The organism is Paenibacillus koleovorans NBRC 103111, from assembly GCF_004000845.1.
GTDB classification, from domain to species: domain Bacteria; phylum Bacillota; class Bacilli; order Paenibacillales; family NBRC-103111; genus Paenibacillus_AA; species Paenibacillus_AA koleovorans.
This window is the reverse complement of sequence record NZ_BIMA01000038.1, coordinates 43,806-59,973: the sequence shown is the minus strand read 5'-3', so window position 1 is coordinate 59,973 and position 16,168 is coordinate 43,806. Positions and strand designations below refer to the sequence as shown.

The following is a 16,168-nucleotide window of genomic DNA, read 5'->3' as shown; positions in this document are numbered from 1 at the left end:
AGTATGCAGACGAGAAACCCGTACAGCAATGTACGGGTTTTTGGTATTTCTAACGAACTCGCAGAAAAATGAAGGTGATGGCACAGCGTTATTTGCGAGAAACGGAGGTATCGCAGCCCAATATGACGATGGCATAACGCTTTCCTCGCCCCGTCACTCCCGCTCACCACCCGGCCCTAGTCACCTGCCCGTTCCGCCCCAAGTTCCGCTGCCGCTGCCGTCCGATTGCCCTCCAACCAGCGTATAAAGCACTGGAGAAATTGCTACAATAAGTAATAGCCGTTTATGGAAATGAGACGAGCCCTCCCCCTTGCAAATTCGAAAAAATAAATTATAATGGTTATATAGTCAAAGATAGTCAAAGTCAATGAAAGGAGGGCAGGTCCATTCGATGCGGAATATCTCGGACATCATCGAGCAGCATTTGAAGCAAATCCTCCAGCAAAGTCCCGATCATGTGATCGAGATTCAGCGGAGCGAGCTGGCCGACCGGTTTCAATGCGTGCCCTCACAGATTAATTACGTTATAAGCACCCGGTTTACGGTGGAGAAAGGGTATTTGGTGGAGAGCAAACGCGGAGGCGGGGGTTACATCCGAATCCAGAAGGTGAATCTTCCGCATAAGGAAGGCATCCACATCCACATTCTCCGCACGATCGGGATGCATATCGACCAGTCCGGCGCCGAAGGGCTGATTTATCAGCTCGAGGACGGAGGCTTGGTCACATGTCGGGAAGCGAGCCTGCTGAAAGCGGCGATCTCTCGCGACGTACTGGCGTTCAAGCTGCCGATGCGGGACGAGATAAGAGCGCGACTGCTCAAGGCGATGTTAACCGCGCTACTAAGCAAATAATAAGTAGCATTTTAGCAACAGCAGTAGAAGTGTACAAGGAGTGAGAACGATGCAGTGTCAGGAGTGCAACAAGAAGCCGGCCACCTTGCATTTTACGAAAATCGTGAACGGCGAGAAAACGGAATTTCATATTTGCGAAACATGCGCCCGAGAAAAGGGAGAGATGATCCCCGGGACGCCGAACGGCTTTTCCATCCACAATTTGCTGTCCGGCCTGCTCGACTTCGACCCTTCCAGCCAAACGGCTTTTGGCAGCTCCAAACCGGCGACCGCCGCTCGATGCGACACTTGCGGATTGACATACAGCCAGTTCAGCAAGCTGGGACGCTTCGGGTGCAGCTCGTGCTATAAACATTTCTCGCATAAGCTCGATCCGCTTTTCAAACGGGTGCACGGCAACGTCGTCCATGTAGGCAAGGTGCCGAAGCGTTCCGGAGGCATCATCCAACAGCGGCGCGAGATCGAGAAGCTGAAGCAGGAGCTCCAAGGAAGAATCCTACGCCAGGAATTCGAGCATGCCGCCACGCTCCGCGACCAGATTCGCGAGCTTGAAAATAATTTAAATCAAACCAGCGGTTGAAAAGGAGGTGATCGTTGATGTCTTCCCGAAAGTATATGGAACAAGCGCTTAGCGAATGGATGCATGGCAACGGGCCGGAGCAGGATGTGGTCATCAGCAGCCGAATCCGAATCGCTCGCAACTTGAGAGAGTATCCGTTCCCGATGCTGGCCACGAATTCGCAATCGAGCGAAGTGCTGGAGCAAGTGCAGAAAGTAATGGACAACGAAGAACTGAACACGATCAGCCGGTTTCAGTTCATCCCGCTGGAGCAATTGACGGAGCTAGAGAAGCGCGTGCTGGTGGAGAAGCATCTCATCAGCCCGAACCTGGCCAATGAAGCGAGAGTCGGTGCGGTTATTCTCAGCCAGAACGAGTCGGTCAGCATCATGGTGGGCGAAGAGGATCACTTGCGCATACAATGTCTATGCCCGGGGTTCCAAATTCGCGAGGCTTGGGACTTGGCCAACCAGATCGACGATGTGTTCGAATCGCAGCTGGATTACGCGTTTGACGAAAACCGGGGGTACCTGACGAGTTGCCCTACGAATGTGGGGACGGGGATTCGCGCTTCCGTGATGATGCATCTGCCCGCCCTTGTGCTGACCCAGCAAATGAACCGAATTCTGCAAGCCATCAATCAAGTTGGTTTGGCGGTTCGGGGCTTGTATGGCGAAGGCAGCGAAGCGACCGGCAACATGTTCCAGATCTCCAACCAGATCACGTTGGGGCAATCCGAGCAAGAGATCATCGATAACTTGTACAGTGTGGTGCGACAGATTATCGAGCATGAACGGGCCGCAAGGGAGAAGCTGAGCGGCGAATCGCGATTGCGCCTGGTAGATCGGGTCAACCGTTCTTATGGCATCCTGTCCTACGCCTCGATCATGGATTCCAAGGAAGCGGCACAGCGGCTCTCCGATGTACGGCTGGGGATCGACTTGGGGATTATCAAAAATTTGACGCCTCACGTTATGAATGAGTTGACGGTTATGACGCAGCCCGGCTTCCTGCAGCACCTATCGGGCACGAAGCTGTCGGCGGAAGACCGCGACATTCGCAGAGCGGAGCTCATTCGAGAGAAGCTATCTCCCTAAACTATCTTAAATCCGGTGTTACATTATAAATGGAGGTGTTTGTTATGATGTTTGGCAGATTTACAGAACGAGCACAGAAAGTATTGGCGCTGGCTCAAGAGGAAGCCGTCCGGCTGGGTCACAACAATATCGGCACCGAACATATTTTACTCGGCCTCATTCGCGAGAGCGACGGTATAGCCGCCAAAGCACTTATCGCCCTTGGCTTAAGCCTGGAGAAAATTCAAGACGAAGTCGAATCGCTCATCGGACGCGGACAAGAGCAGCCAAGCAACATCGCCTACACCCCGCGGGCCAAAAAAGTAATCGAGCTGTCCATGGACGAAGCGCGCAAGCTGGGACACACCTATGTGGGAACGGAGCATATTCTGCTCGGCCTCATTCGCGAAGGCGAAGGCGTGGCCGCTCGCGTCCTGAATAACTTGAACGTCAGCTTGAACAAGGCGCGCCAGCAAGTGCTTCAATTGCTCGGCAGCAGCGAAGCCGTGTCGTCCAACCAGGGCACGCCGGCCAATGTGAACACGCCGACCCTGGATGGGCTGGCGCGCGATCTGACCGCTTACGCCAAGGAAGGCAACCTCGATCCGGTCATCGGCCGCGCCAAAGAAATCGAGCGCGTTATCCAAGTGCTGAGCCGCCGGACAAAGAACAATCCGGTGCTTATCGGGGAGCCGGGGGTCGGTAAAACGGCCATCGCCGAAGGGCTTGCACAGCGGATCATCAATAACGAGATTCCGGAAACGCTGCGCGATAAGCGCGTCATGACGCTCGACATGGGCTCCGTCGTGGCGGGCACCAAGTACCGCGGCGAATTCGAAGACCGCTTGAAGAAGATCATGGATGAGATCCGCGCGGCGGGCAACATCGTGCTCTTCATCGACGAGCTGCATACGCTGATCGGGGCGGGCGGAGCGGAAGGCGCGATCGACGCTTCGAACATCCTGAAGCCGGCGCTGGCTCGCGGCGAGCTGCAATGCATCGGCGCCACTACGCTGGATGAGTACCGCAAGTATATTGAGAAGGACGCTGCGCTCGAACGCCGCTTCCAGCCGATTACAGTCGACCAGCCGTCGCCGGAGGAAGCGATCCAGATCCTGCACGGCCTGCGCGATCGGTATGAAGCGCATCACCGCGTTAAGATCACTGACGAGGCGATTGTGCAAGCGGTGAAGCTGTCCGACCGCTACATCACGGACCGGTTCCTGCCGGACAAAGCGATCGACTTGATCGACGAGGCGAGCTCCAAGGTCAGATTGCGCTCTTATACGATTCCGCCGAACCTCAAGCAGCTCGAGACACAGCTCGAGAACGTGCGCAAGGAGAAGGACGCGGCCGTCCAGAGCCAAGAGTTCGAGAAGGCCGCCGCACTTCGCGACACCGAGCAGAAAATGCGCGATGAGCTGGAGATCACGAAGAACGAATGGAAAGAGAAGCAGGGCCGCACCGACTCTGAAGTCACGCCGGAGGACATTGCCCAAGTGGTGGCAAGCTGGACGGGTGTGCCGGTCACGAAGATGGCCGAGGAAGAGACGCAGCGCCTGCTGAAGATGGAGTCGATCCTCCACGAGCGCGTCATCGGGCAAGACGAAGCCGTCAAGGCCGTGAGCCGCGCCATCCGCCGGGCGAGAGCCGGGCTCAAGGATCCGAAGCGGCCGATGGGCTCCTTCGTCTTCCTCGGTCCGACCGGGGTCGGGAAGACGGAGTTGGCCCGCGCGCTGGCCGAGTCGATGTTCGGCGACGAGAACGCCGTGATCCGGATCGACATGTCGGAGTACATGGAGAAGCACTCCACGTCCCGCCTCGTCGGGGCGCCTCCGGGATATGTCGGCTATGAGGAAGGCGGCCAGCTGACCGAGAAAGTACGCCGCAAGCCGTACTCCGTCGTTCTTCTGGACGAAATCGAGAAGGCGCATCCGGAAGTGTTCAACATCCTGCTGCAGGTGCTGGAGGACGGGCGCCTGACGGATTCCAAAGGCCGCACCGTCGACTTCCGCAACACGCTGATCATCATGACGTCGAACGTAGGCGCCGAGACGATCAAGAAAAATTCCACGCTCGGCTTCACGGCCGTCCAAGACGCGGGCAAAGATTACAACGTGATGAAGGACAAAGTGATGAACGAGCTGAAGAAGAGCTTCCGTCCGGAGTTCCTGAACCGGATCGACGAGATTATCGTGTTCCACTCGCTGGACGAAGGACATATCGCCCGCATCGTGACGCTGATGTCCGACGAGTTGAGCAAGCGTCTGCGCGAGCAAGAGGTTGACTTCTCGCTGACGGATTCCGCTAAGAAGTTCTTGGCCAAGGAAGGATTCGATCCGACCTATGGAGCTAGACCGCTTCGTCGGGCGATCCAGAAGCATATCGAAGACCGCTTGTCCGAGGAGCTGCTGCAAGGTACCATCGCGAAGGGCGATTCGCTCACGATCGACGAGCAGAACGGCGAGCTAGTCGTGCTGAAGAATCAAGTGCCGGCCAACTCGAACACGTAATTGAACGTTCCCCTTATCCCGTCCCGGCGGTTCATGTCCCATGAGCTGTCGGGATTTTTATTGTAAGAACACTTCCCGAATCCAGTAAAATGCTGGAACCAAATTTCCCCTGCGGGGTTTTCTTCCATGGCGCGGGCATGGTAAACTTTGATTACTAAGCGAATGTGAAGGAGCAGGAATGGCTAAGACGAAGACCAAGTTTTGCTGTCAGGAATGCGGCTACGAATCCCCCAAGTGGCTGGGCAAATGCCCGGGCTGCCAAGCCTGGAACAGCTTCGTGGAGGAGCTGGAGGCTCCGGCAAGGCCAAGAGGATTGACTAGCACGGGAACTCATGCGAAAGAAATCGCCACTTCGATCATACATATAGAAAGCAGTCATGAAAATCGCATCCTCACCCCTATGGCAGAATTGAATCGCGTGCTTGGGGGTGGCATCGTGCCGGGCTCGCTCATCCTCGTCGGCGGCGACCCGGGCATCGGCAAATCGACGCTTCTGCTGCAAACCTCGTTCGGTCTTACGACCAAGCAGTTGAAGGTGCTGTATATATCGGGAGAAGAATCAGCGCGTCAGATCAAGCTGCGGGCGGATCGCTTGAACGCGCTCTCGGAATTCCTGCTCGTGCTGTGCGAGACGAATTTGGACTTGATAGAGGAAGCGATCCAACAAGTAGAGCCGGATTTGCTTATCATCGATTCCATCCAGACGGTGTATCACCCGGCCGTCACTTCCGCCCCGGGTAGCGTGGCTCAAGTAAGAGAATGCACGAGCCATTTTATGAGAATAGCTAAAGGCAGAGGCATTGCGACAGTGCTCGTCGGACATGTAACGAAGGAAGGCGCGATCGCCGGTCCGCGGCTGCTCGAGCATATGGTCGATTGCGTGCTGTACTTCGAAGGCGAGCGGCACCACACGTACCGGCTGCTGCGGGCGGTGAAGAACCGGTTCGGCTCGACGAACGAGATTGGCATCTTCGAGATGAATGAGCTAGGCTTGCGCGAAGTGACGAATCCTTCGGAATTGTTCATCTCCGAGAGGCCCATGAATGTATCCGGCTCTACGGTAACGGCGAGCATGGAAGGCACGCGTCCGGTGCTTGTCGAATTGCAGGCGCTGATCGCCTCGACCAATTTTCCCAGCCCGCGGCGGTCGGCCACGGGCATCGACCATAACCGGCTGACGCTGATCATAGCCGTATTGGAGAAGCGGATCGGCCTATTCCTCCAGAATCAGGACGCCTACTTGAACGTAGCGGGCGGCGTCAAGCTGGATGAACCGGCCGTCGATCTTGCAGCTGCGGTCGCGATCGCCTCCAGCTTCAAGGACCGGCCGGTGCATCCTTACGATATTGTCATCGGCGAAGTAGGCTTGACGGGCGAAGTGCGGAGCGTCTCCCGCATCGACGCCCGCGTGCGGGAAGCGCACAAGCTCGGCTTCAGACGCGCCATCGTGCCGGCCAAGAGCATGAAAGGCTGGACGCCGCCGGACGGCATCGAGATTATCGGCGTGGATACGGTGGCCCAGGCGCTCAAGGCGGCGCTCGAATAATGAACTTCCGGAAGTGAGGGTAAGCAGTGAAAGAAGAAGCTTCAAAAGATAAAATGAATCAAATCTTGACGCTCGTCGCCCCCGGAACACAATTCCGCGAAGGGCTCGAGAATGTGCTGCGGGCGAAGACGGGCGCACTGCTCGTCGTAGGGTACAGCCCGGAAGTAATGGAGCTCGTCGACGGCGGGTTCTCGATCAATTGCGATTTCTCGCCGAACTATCTGTACGAGCTAGCCAAGATGGACGGCGCCATTATTCTGAGCGAGGACATGAAGCGCATCCTCTATGCGAACACGCAGCTCATCCCGGATTCGTCCATCAGCTCGATCGAGACGGGCATCCGGCACCGTACCGCGGAGCGAGTGGCCAAGCAGACCGGCAAGCTGGTCGTATCCATCTCGCAGCGGCGGAACGTCATCACCGTCTACCAGGGCAATCTGCGTTATGCGCTGAAAGACATCGGCGTCATTCTCGCGAAGGCGAACCAAGCGATGCAGACGTTGGAGAAGTACAAGTCGGTTATGGACCAGTCCCTCACGAATCTGGGCGCTTCCGAATTCGAAGAGCTCGTCACGCTGCAAGAGGTGGCGGGGGCGATCCAGCGAATGGAGATGGTACTGCGCGTCAAGCTGGAGATCCGGCGGTACATTACAGAGCTGGGCGTAGAGGGTCGGCTCATTCGCATGCAGCTGGAGGAGCTGGTGGCGAATACGGAGTATGAAGCGCTGCTGTTGGTGAAGGACTATTGCAAGGAGCCGAACGATGAGAAGGTGAAGGACGCCTTGGCCGGGCTGCGCAAGATGAACGCCGACGAGCTGCTCGACCATCAGCACTTGATCAAGCTGCTTGGCTATCCGTACTCCAATTCCATGCTCGAGGAGCCGGTCTCCCCGCGCGGCTATCGCATGCTGAGCAAGCTGCCGCGACTGCCGGCGACGATCATTCACAATCTGGTCGAGCGGTTCGCCCATCTGCCGCATATGCTGATGGCGACGATCGAGGAATTGGACGAGGTCGACGGGATCGGAGAAGTCCGGGCTCGGGCAATTAAGGAAGGGATGAAACGGATCCAAGAGCAATTGTTCATTGACAGGCATATTTAAAACGCATACAATCATAAGATAGATTCGAATGAGCCAGGATTTGACGCGCATGCCAGCAGTCGATGTGCTTGATGGATTCATTCGTTTTGGGGCATAGTACAGTTAGAGGTGGACCTCATGATCAAAAATTCCATTCCCAGCATGTTTACCGTCGGTAACTTGTTCTTGGGGATCGTGGCGATTATTCTGGCTTTTAATTCGGGTCCGGATAATACGAACGCAGAGCTTGCCGCTATTATGGTCATCGTAGCGATGCTGCTCGATGGGCTGGACGGCCGCGTAGCCCGCGCGCTCAATGCCCAGAGCGAGTTCGGCAAGGAGCTGGATTCGTTGTCGGACGTCATTTCCTTCGGTGTCGCTCCGGCGTTCATTATGTATGTCGTTGCATTCCAAGAGCTGAATATGGCTGCGCTCGCTTGGATCGTGACCGCGGTTTTCCCGATCTGCGGCGCGCTTCGATTGGCCCGATTCAATGTCATAACCAATACGGTGCCAGGCTACTTTATCGGACTCCCGATTCCTGCGGCAGGTAGCGTGCTCAGCACGTTAGCCTTGTTCCATAACGAGATCCCGACGGGCGTCCTGCTCGTTTCGAGCTTGGTACTTTCGTTCCTGATGATCAGTACGGTGAAGTACCCCAACTTCAAGAAAGTTGGCCTCCCTAAGGCCGCTCTCTGGGTAACGCCAATCATCGTCGTGGCGGCGGTGGTGCTGGCCGTGATGTACACGGGCATTCTAACGAAGCTTCTGTTTATTCCGCTTGTGCTCTATGCGCTTTACGGGTTGAACGGCCTAAAAAAAAACGTTAGGATCATCTCCCGCCGACGCAAACGGAAGCCGATTCTCGACGAGCCGGCGAACCCGACGAAGAAACATGGTTAGTGCAGGGTAAATTAAATAGCAATCCGTCGAGAATAGAAAGCATTTATTTTCCTTTGGAGAATAAGTGCTTTTTCTGCTTCCGGCCCAAACTAAAAACCGTCCGACAACGGACGGCCATGGGAGCATGATGCTATTGAAAGGCGAAGCGGTGCGGCCGTCGGTGGGCTACGACAAATTGAAAATACCGAGCGTGCTGCATTTTTGCGATTCTTTCTCGAGGATGTCGTCCATACCAAGTCCAAGCAGGTTGCAGAGGGCGGCCAAGTAGAACAAATCTTTCCCGAGCTGCACGGAGATTGCATCGACGCAATTCTCGCAGAGTTGGCCGTTCACATGCGACTGGGCCATCGACTTGGCTTCTTCCAGCGTCCATTCGGAGGGGTAAGGCTGCTTCTGCGCTTGCAGGTTGATGCAACCGCATTCGGTGATGGCCTTGATGACACTGCGATTGATAGAAGCGCTCGATTGCTGCGTCTTGGACAGCACATCCAGCAGGCTTCGGTGACGGAGCAGCAGGTCGGACACTTGCTCTTGAAACGCTTTCAAGGTTAAGTCGCTCATTCCATTCACCTCGTGTTTGAACTCATTTGTTTTATTATAAGAGAATTGGGATCATTATTCAATTTCCAAAAAAGTTAGTAGGGGAAGATTAGTAGCCAGAAATTTGGACCATAATTGTAACAAGAAGAGACAAGCCCGACCGCTGATGCAGAGCCATTTTCAACAAGATGGGGGAAGGGGACTGTCCGTTATGGAGGTGATGGCAGGTATGATAGCACGTTACGCAAAAGGGTTTATGGCGATTTTCGGCGGATGGATGGGGTACCAATGGAATGAAGGGATTGGGCAATTGTTCTTATTCATGGCAAACCGATTCGGCGAGGTCGATGGCATTGCGGGACAAGCGATTTGGTGCACGGTGCTGACGGCGGTTTTGTTCTATTGGGCGACCGGTCGGTTTATTCGCCTGAGCTCGACTCGGATGCAAGGCTGGGGGGAGCGAGTCTCAAGCGTTCCTTCCGATCAACTGTTCATGGGCACGATTGGACTGATCACGGGTCTGGTCATCTCGGCGCTGCTGTTCCCGGTGTTGACGAAGGCGGGGGCGCTAGGCAGCTTGTTGGCGTTCGGCTTGACGATTGCACTCGGCTTTGCCGGATATCGGCTCGGGTTTGCACGCAAGGATGATTTGCTCGATCTATTCGCCAGTGCCGGAAAGTCGGAGAAAGGCAAACGGTCGGGCGCTTCCGCGGATATCCACAAAATTCTCGACACGAGCGTCATCATCGACGGCCGGATCGCAGACATTTGCAAGACCGGTTTCATCGAAGGCATTCTCGTCATTCCGGAATTCGTGCTCGAGGAGCTGCAGCATATCGCCGATTCGTCGGACTTGCTCAAGCGGAACCGGGGGCGCCGGGGGCTCGACATCCTGAACAAGATTCAGAAGGAGCTCGACGTGAAGGTGCTGATCTATGAAGGCGATTTCGAGGAAATTTCCGAGGTGGACAGCAAGCTGGTGCGACTGGCGAAAGTGCTGCAGGGCAAAGTGATCACGAACGATTTCAACTTGAATAAAGTGTGCGAGCTGCAAGGCGTGTCGGTGTTGAACATCAATGATCTCGCGAATGCGGTCAAGCCGGTCGTTCTGCCGGGCGAAGAAATTCTCGTGCAAGTGATCAAGGACGGCAAGGAGCATGGCCAAGGGGTAGCCTATCTGGATGACGGAACGATGATCGTCGTGGAAGGCGGTCGCGAATATATTGGCGCTACGCTCGAGGTGCTCGTGACCAGCGTGCTGCAGACGTCGGCGGGCCGGATGATTTTTGCAAAGCCGAAACTATTGGAAAAAGCGCAGTAAAACGTTTATGATAAGATAAGCTTCCGTACGGGCTGTGTTGGTCGGAGGGGGCGGAAACGTTTTATCGGCAGGAGTGGACTTCCAATGAGCAATGTCGGCGCAATCGTCGTCGCGGCCGGTACGGGGACCCGCATGGGTACATCGGAAAGCAAACAATATTTGCAGCTGGCAGGCAAGCCGATTCTGATCCACACGCTCGAGCGGTTTCAGGCGATGGACGTTGTGGGCTCAGTGGTTCTGGTCGTTGGAGCGGACGATGTGGCGCGGTGCGAAGCTTATGCGGAGCAGTACGGCTTGACCAAGGTGCATGCGGTGACGAGCGGCGGCTCGGAGCGTCAAGCTTCCGTTTACCGGGGGCTGCAGGCGCTGCCGGCTTTGGTTGAGTGGGTGGCGGTGCACGACGGCGTGAGGCCTTTCATCGGCGAAGCCCGTGTGAGGGCTTGTCTGGAAGAAGCGAAACTTAGCGGGGCGGCCGTCCTGGCTGTACCGGTGAAAGATACGATCAAGGTAGCGGACGCGAACGGAGTGATCCGATCGACGCCGGACCGTCGAAGCTTGTGGGCGATTCAGACCCCGCAAGCTTTTCGTCTTGATTTGCTGCGGGAGGCGCATGAGCAGGCGGTGCGGGACGGCTTCGTCGGGACGGACGACGCCATGCTCGTGGAGCGTCTCGGAGTCGAGGTGCGGATTGCCGAGGGCGCTTATACGAATATCAAAATCACGACGCCGGAGGATTTGCTCTGGGCGGAGACGATAGCAGCTCGTTATGGGGGAGAGGGATTGGCATGATTCGAGTGGGACAAGGGTTTGACGTGCATCAGCTCGTCGAGGGCCGCAAGTGCATCATCGGCGGAGTGGACATTCCATATGAAAAAGGGCTGCTCGGGCATTCCGACGCGGACGTGCTGCTGCATGCGATCAGCGACGCCATTCTGGGTGCGCTGGGGTTAGGCGATATCGGCAAACATTTTCCCGATACGGATGCGGCGTTCAAGGATGCCGACAGCCTGAAGCTGCTGGAGCGGGTGTGGGAGCTGGTGCGGGAGCGGGGCTACAAGCTTGGCAACATCGATTCGACGATTATCGCGCAGCGACCGAAGATGGCGCCGTACATTCCGCAGATGGCGGCGATTATCGCCAAGGCGCTAGGCGCCGAGGTGGAGCAGGTGAACGTGAAGGCGACGACGACGGAGCAGCTCGGGTTCACCGGACGCGGAGAAGGAATTGCCGCGCAGTCGGTTGTCTGTTTGGTTCGCGATGTGCTATGATAGCAACTAATATTTTCTTGGAAGCGTGAGAGGGGTAAGAGCATGACCAGAGCCGTACGCGTCCGCTATGCGCCCAGTCCGACGGGACATCTGCACATAGGCGGAGCCAGAACCGCACTTTTCAATTATCTTATGGCCCGCAAGAGCGGGGGCCAGTTTATTATCCGCTTCGAGGACACGGACCAATCCCGCCATGTGGAGAAAGCGATCGACAATCAACTGGACGGATTGAAGTGGCTGGGTGTGGATTGGGACGAAAGCGTCGACATCGGCGGTCCTTATGCGCCTTATCGCCAGATGGAGCGGCTTGGGTTGTACCAGCCATTCGTAGATCGATTGCTGGCCGACGGCAATGCTTATCCGTGCTACTGCTCGGAGGACGATCTGGAGCAGGAGCGGGCCAAGCAGGAAGCGGCCGGCGAGATGCCGCGCTATTCGGGGCGATGCCGCCATCTGACGGCGGAGGAGCGGGCGAAGTTCGAGGCGGAAGGCCGCAAACCGTCCACTCGATTCAAGGTGCCGGCCGGTGCGATGATCCGGTTCACGGATCGCGTTCGCGAGGAAGTCGAGTTCGAATCGGATGGAATCGGCGATTTTATTATCGCGAGACCGGACGGAGTGCCGACTTATAACTTTGCGGTCATCTTGGACGATCATTTAATGGATATCTCGTTGGTTATTCGAGGCGAAGAGCACCTGTCCAACACACCGCGCCAAATATTGCTTTATCAAGCGCTGGGGCTGACGCCGCCGGAGTTCGCGCATCTGTCGATCATCCTCAATCAGGATCGGAAGAAGATGAGCAAACGCGACGAGTCGATCATTCAGTTCATCCAGCAGTACGAGGAGCTCGGATATTTGCCGGAGGCGGTGCTGAACTTCATCGCGCTGCTGGGTTGGTCGCCGGGCGGCGAAGAGGAGATTTTCACGAAGGAAGCGATCATCGAGCAATTCGATCTGTCCCGCGTCTCCAAGAGCCCGGCGGTCTTCGACACCGACAAGCTCAAGTGGATGAACAACCACTACGTAAAGAAAGCCGATCTAGGTCGGATAACGGCTTTGGCGGTTCCTCATCTGCAGCGGGCAGGGAGAGTGCCTGCGGAGCTCGATGCAGCCGCTCAGGGGTGGGTGACTTCGCTCGTCGGACTGTACCAGGAGCAGATGAACTGCGCATCCGAGATCGTCGAGCTGTCCGAGATGTTCTTCACCGAGACGGTCGTCTTTGACGAAGAAGCCGAAGCGGTGCTGCGCGAAGAGACCGTACCGACGGTGCTTAGCGCTTTCTTGAAGCTGGTAGGGCCTCTGAGCGATGCGGAGCTAAGCGTCGAGACGATTCAGCAGTCGCTGAAGCAGGTGCAGAAGGACACGGGAGCCAAAGGCAAGGCGCTGTTCATGCCGATCCGCGTCGCGCTGACCGGTCAGACGCACGGGCGGGACTTGAATCAGACGATCCATCTGCTCGGCAAAACAAAAATAGTCGACCGTCTCAACCGCTTGTTGTCATAGTCGATGGCGATGCGGTATACTATACAGTAATTTAAGTATGTCGTCGTCGGACGGCGTACGAGCGCCAATAGCACGGATCAGGAGAGTACGTAGCCGTCGGGATTCGCAGAGAGGATAACCGCTCATTCCTTACAGGAGGGTGGCTGTGAGTTGTCCATTCCCGCTGCCTCGGAAATGCGCCTGGGAGCTGCAACGCTGACCCCCTTTCATCTGGAAGGACTTAGGCGCTGCCGGGTTGTCCCCGTTACCAGCCGAGAGGGGAAAGACCCCGATTCGCTCACAGCAGTTGCAGGACAGTCCGTGGAGACTGTGCCGGCGGGAGCCGATCGGACTTTCAAGCAGAGTGGGACCGCGATCAGACGTCTCTGCAGCTTAGGCTGCAGGGGCGTTTTTGTTGTATAGAAACAGGGGTTCAAGAGGGGGAGCAGCATGCTGCAACGGATGAAATCGGATATCGGGGCCGTCTTTGACAACGACCCCGCCGCCAGAAGCTTATTCGAGGTTATCTTTACGTATTCCGGGCTGCACGCCATATGGGCGCACCGAATCTCGCACCGTTTCTACCGGCGGCGCTGGTTCACGGTGGCCCGCATGATCTCGCAGATCAGCCGGTTCTTCACCGGCATTGAGATCCATCCCGGAGCGAGGATCGGCAACCGTCTGTTTATCGACCACGGGATGGGCGTCGTTATCGGGGAGACCTGCGAGATCGGCGACGATGTCGTGCTGTATCAGGGCGTTACGCTTGGCGGCACCGGCAAGGAGAAAGGCAAACGCCATCCGACGATCGGCAGCAATGTGGTCATTTCTTCGGGGGCCAAAGTATTAGGTTCGTTCACGGTGGGCGATAATTCGAAAATAGGGGCCAACGCGATCGTGCTGCAGGAAGTCCCGCCCAACAGCACGGTGGTCGGCTTCAAGGCGCGTGTCGTGAAACGGGACGGCATCAGCGTGAATCGGCTCGACCACGACAAGCTGCCGGATCCGCTGATCGACGTCTTCCAGCAGATGGAGAAGCAGATCGCCGAGCTGACCGCACAGGTGGAAGGGCTGCAAGATCAGCTGCGCGAGCAACAACAACAGGCGCAACTGCAAGAACGGCGCGGGGAGCGCCAGTTGGTGGATGGGGGCAGAAGGAATGAGTAGTTTGAAGCTGTACAATACGCTTACGAGAACCAAGGAGACGTTCGAGCCGATTCAGCCCGGCAAGGTGAACATGTATGTGTGCGGGCCGACGGTATACGACTATATTCATATCGGCAACGCCCGCCCGGTCATTTTCTTCGACGTCGTTCGCCGCTACCTGGGCTGGTCCGGGTACGAAGTGAACTATGTCGTCAATTTCACGGACGTCGACGACAAGCTGATCCGCAAGTCGGAGCAGACGGGGCTGACGGTGCCGGAGATTGCGGAGAAGTTCATCGCCGCCTACTACGAGGATATCGAGTCGCTTGGTATCAAACGTGCTACGACCCATCCGCGGGTAACGGAGAACATCCCTGAGATTATCGCGCTTATCGAGGAGCTGGTCGGCGGCGGCTATGCGTACGAGAGCGGCGGCGACGTTTACTTCCGGACGTCCAAGTTTGCGGAATACGGCAAGCTGTCGCATCAGAATCTGGAGGAGCTGCAATTCGGCATCCGCGTCGAGGTCGACGAGCGCAAGGAGAATCCGCAAGACTTCGTGCTCTGGAAGGCGGCGAAGCCGGGCGAGATTCACTGGTCGAGCCCTTGGGGCGAAGGCCGTCCGGGCTGGCATATCGAATGCTCGGCGATGGCGCGCAAGTATCTGGGCGAGACGCTGGACATTCACGGCGGCGGCCAGGACCTTCAGTTCCCGCATCACGAATGCGAGGTGGCGCAGTCCGAATGCGCGACCGGCAAGCCGCTGGCCAAGTATTGGATGCACAACGGCTACATTCACATCAACGATCAGAAGATGTCGAAGTCGCTTGGCAACGGCATCAATGTGAAGGAGCTGGTCAAGCAGATCAAGCCGCAAACGGTTCGTTTCTTCATGCTGTCGACGCACTATCGCAATCCGCTCAACTTCACGGATGAAGGGATCGAGCAGGCGGCGAACAGCCTGGATCGCCTTAATAACTGCGTGGCGAACTTGAAGCATCGATTGGGCGGCCTTGAAGTGGGAGAGGGAGCCGTTGGCGAAGATCCGGACAACGCCGTAGCGGGTACGGTGGCGTCGATTCGTCAATTTTTCCAGGATAAAATGAACGACGACTTCAATACGCCGGATGCGATCACCGCCATGTTCGAGCTGACCAGTACCGCCAACCAATACTTGGCCCGCCAAGAGTCCACGGCTGCGACCGTGCAACTGCTGCTGGCCGCGTTCTCCGAGCTGGATGGAATCCTGGGCGTACTAACGGCGGAATCGGAAGACGGGCTGCTGGATGCCGACATTGAGCGCCTGATCGTGGAACGGACTGAAGCGCGCAAGAGTAAAAACTGGGCGCGGGCCGACGAGATCCGGGACCTGCTGACCGCCCAGGGTATCTTCCTGGAGGATACGCCGCAGGGGATCCGCTGGCGGCGCAAATGAACGGGGATCGATCGCTAGTGAAGAATACCTTATTTGCTTTTCCCCCGTCCAAGCCGGTGCAGCAGCTCAGCCCGCTTGTGCTGGCTTATATGGGGGACGCTGTCTATGAATCTTATGTGAGACAGTATGTTATCTCCCAGCCGAATCACCGGCCGCATCACCTGCACCGGGAGTCGGTCAAATACGTGTCGAACAAGGCGCAGGCCAGGGCGCTCGAAGCTTGGATGCCGCTGCTGACCGAGGAAGAGACGGATGTCGTCAAGCGGGGGCGCAACGCCAAGTCCGGCTCCGTGCCGAGAAACGCGGATGTGCTCGAGTACCGCCACAGCACGGCGTTCGAATGCCTCATAGGCTTCCTCTATTACAAAGAGGAGCATGCAAGGCTGCGGCAACTGATGGATCTGGCGCTCGACACCATCTCGGAATCGAAATAGAAGGAGC

Annotated in this window: 15 protein-coding genes; 14 read left to right on the top strand and 1 reads right to left on the bottom strand. The window is 56.7% G+C overall.

Going from position 1 to position 16,168, the window contains the following annotated elements:
* Positions 1-391 precede the first annotated feature (391 nt).
* From PKO02S_RS14755 to pssA, 7 genes are all read left to right on the top strand, one after another.
* On the top strand, positions 392-853 hold the full coding sequence (locus tag PKO02S_RS14755) for a CtsR family transcriptional regulator (protein WP_127584086.1): 462 nt from the start codon (positions 392-394) through the stop codon (positions 851-853).
* A gap of 49 nt (positions 854-902) precedes the next feature.
* Positions 903-1,433, top strand: a complete 531-nt coding sequence (gene mcsA / locus PKO02S_RS14750) for a protein-arginine kinase activator protein McsA (protein WP_127584084.1) — start codon at positions 903-905, stop codon at positions 1,431-1,433.
* Between the two features lie 17 nt (positions 1,434-1,450).
* Positions 1,451-2,509 carry a protein-arginine kinase McsB gene (mcsB, locus tag PKO02S_RS14745; RefSeq protein WP_164821463.1) on the top strand — a complete coding sequence of 353 codons (1,059 nt, stop codon included), beginning with the start codon at positions 1,451-1,453 and terminating at the stop codon, positions 2,507-2,509.
* A gap of 44 nt (positions 2,510-2,553) precedes the next feature.
* Entirely contained in the window at positions 2,554-5,001 is a 2,448-nt protein-coding gene (gene clpC, locus PKO02S_RS14740) for an ATP-dependent protease ATP-binding subunit ClpC (RefSeq protein ID WP_127584080.1), read from the top strand.
* A gap of 178 nt (positions 5,002-5,179) precedes the next feature.
* Complete coding sequence (gene radA / locus PKO02S_RS14735; RefSeq protein WP_127584078.1) at positions 5,180-6,547, top strand: DNA repair protein RadA; 1,368 nt, start codon at positions 5,180-5,182, stop codon at positions 6,545-6,547.
* 26 nt (positions 6,548-6,573) lie between these two features.
* Entirely contained in the window at positions 6,574-7,650 is a 1,077-nt protein-coding gene (gene disA / locus PKO02S_RS14730; RefSeq protein ID WP_127584076.1) for a DNA integrity scanning diadenylate cyclase DisA, read from the top strand.
* A gap of 117 nt (positions 7,651-7,767) precedes the next feature.
* Positions 7,768-8,532 (top strand): CDP-diacylglycerol--serine O-phosphatidyltransferase, encoded by a 765-nt coding sequence (gene pssA, locus PKO02S_RS14725; protein ID WP_127584074.1) that lies wholly within the window; start codon positions 7,768-7,770, stop codon positions 8,530-8,532.
* Positions 8,533-8,697: 165 nt separating this feature from the next.
* On the opposite strand, the gene PKO02S_RS14720 is transcribed toward pssA, so the two are convergent.
* A complete protein-coding gene (locus tag PKO02S_RS14720; RefSeq protein WP_127584072.1) occupies positions 8,698-9,093 on the bottom strand; it encodes a nucleoside triphosphate pyrophosphohydrolase family protein in 396 nt (131 codons plus the stop codon).
* A gap of 208 nt (positions 9,094-9,301) precedes the next feature.
* Here PKO02S_RS14720 and PKO02S_RS14715 point away from each other — a divergent pair, with 208 nt between their 5' ends.
* The 7 genes from PKO02S_RS14715 (at position 9,302) to PKO02S_RS14685 (ending at position 16,161) form a co-directional block, all read left to right on the top strand.
* Complete coding sequence (locus PKO02S_RS14715) at positions 9,302-10,393, top strand: PIN/TRAM domain-containing protein (protein ID WP_127584070.1); 1,092 nt, start codon at positions 9,302-9,304, stop codon at positions 10,391-10,393.
* Positions 10,394-10,477: 84 nt separating this feature from the next.
* Positions 10,478-11,182, top strand: a complete 705-nt coding sequence (ispD, locus tag PKO02S_RS14710; RefSeq protein WP_127584067.1) for a 2-C-methyl-D-erythritol 4-phosphate cytidylyltransferase — start codon at positions 10,478-10,480, stop codon at positions 11,180-11,182.
* Positions 11,179-11,661, top strand: a complete 483-nt coding sequence (ispF, locus tag PKO02S_RS14705; protein ID WP_127584065.1) for a 2-C-methyl-D-erythritol 2,4-cyclodiphosphate synthase — start codon at positions 11,179-11,181, stop codon at positions 11,659-11,661. The genes ispD and ispF overlap by 4 nt, the downstream gene beginning before the upstream one ends.
* A 42-nt stretch (positions 11,662-11,703) precedes the next feature.
* On the top strand, positions 11,704-13,167 hold the full coding sequence (gltX, locus tag PKO02S_RS14700; RefSeq protein WP_127584063.1) for a glutamate--tRNA ligase: 1,464 nt from the start codon (positions 11,704-11,706) through the stop codon (positions 13,165-13,167).
* Between the two features lie 429 nt (positions 13,168-13,596).
* On the top strand, positions 13,597-14,313 hold the full coding sequence (epsC, locus tag PKO02S_RS14695) for a serine O-acetyltransferase EpsC (protein WP_127584061.1): 717 nt from the start codon (positions 13,597-13,599) through the stop codon (positions 14,311-14,313).
* Positions 14,306-15,727: a cysteine--tRNA ligase gene (gene cysS / locus PKO02S_RS14690; RefSeq protein ID WP_127584059.1), complete on the top strand. Its 1,422-nt coding sequence runs from the start codon at positions 14,306-14,308 to the stop codon at positions 15,725-15,727. Before epsC ends, cysS begins: the two co-directional genes overlap by 8 nt.
* Positions 15,724-16,161 (top strand): Mini-ribonuclease 3, encoded by a 438-nt coding sequence (locus tag PKO02S_RS14685; protein WP_127584057.1) that lies wholly within the window; start codon positions 15,724-15,726, stop codon positions 16,159-16,161. The genes cysS and PKO02S_RS14685 overlap by 4 nt, the downstream gene beginning before the upstream one ends.
* Positions 16,162-16,168 lie beyond the last annotated feature (7 nt).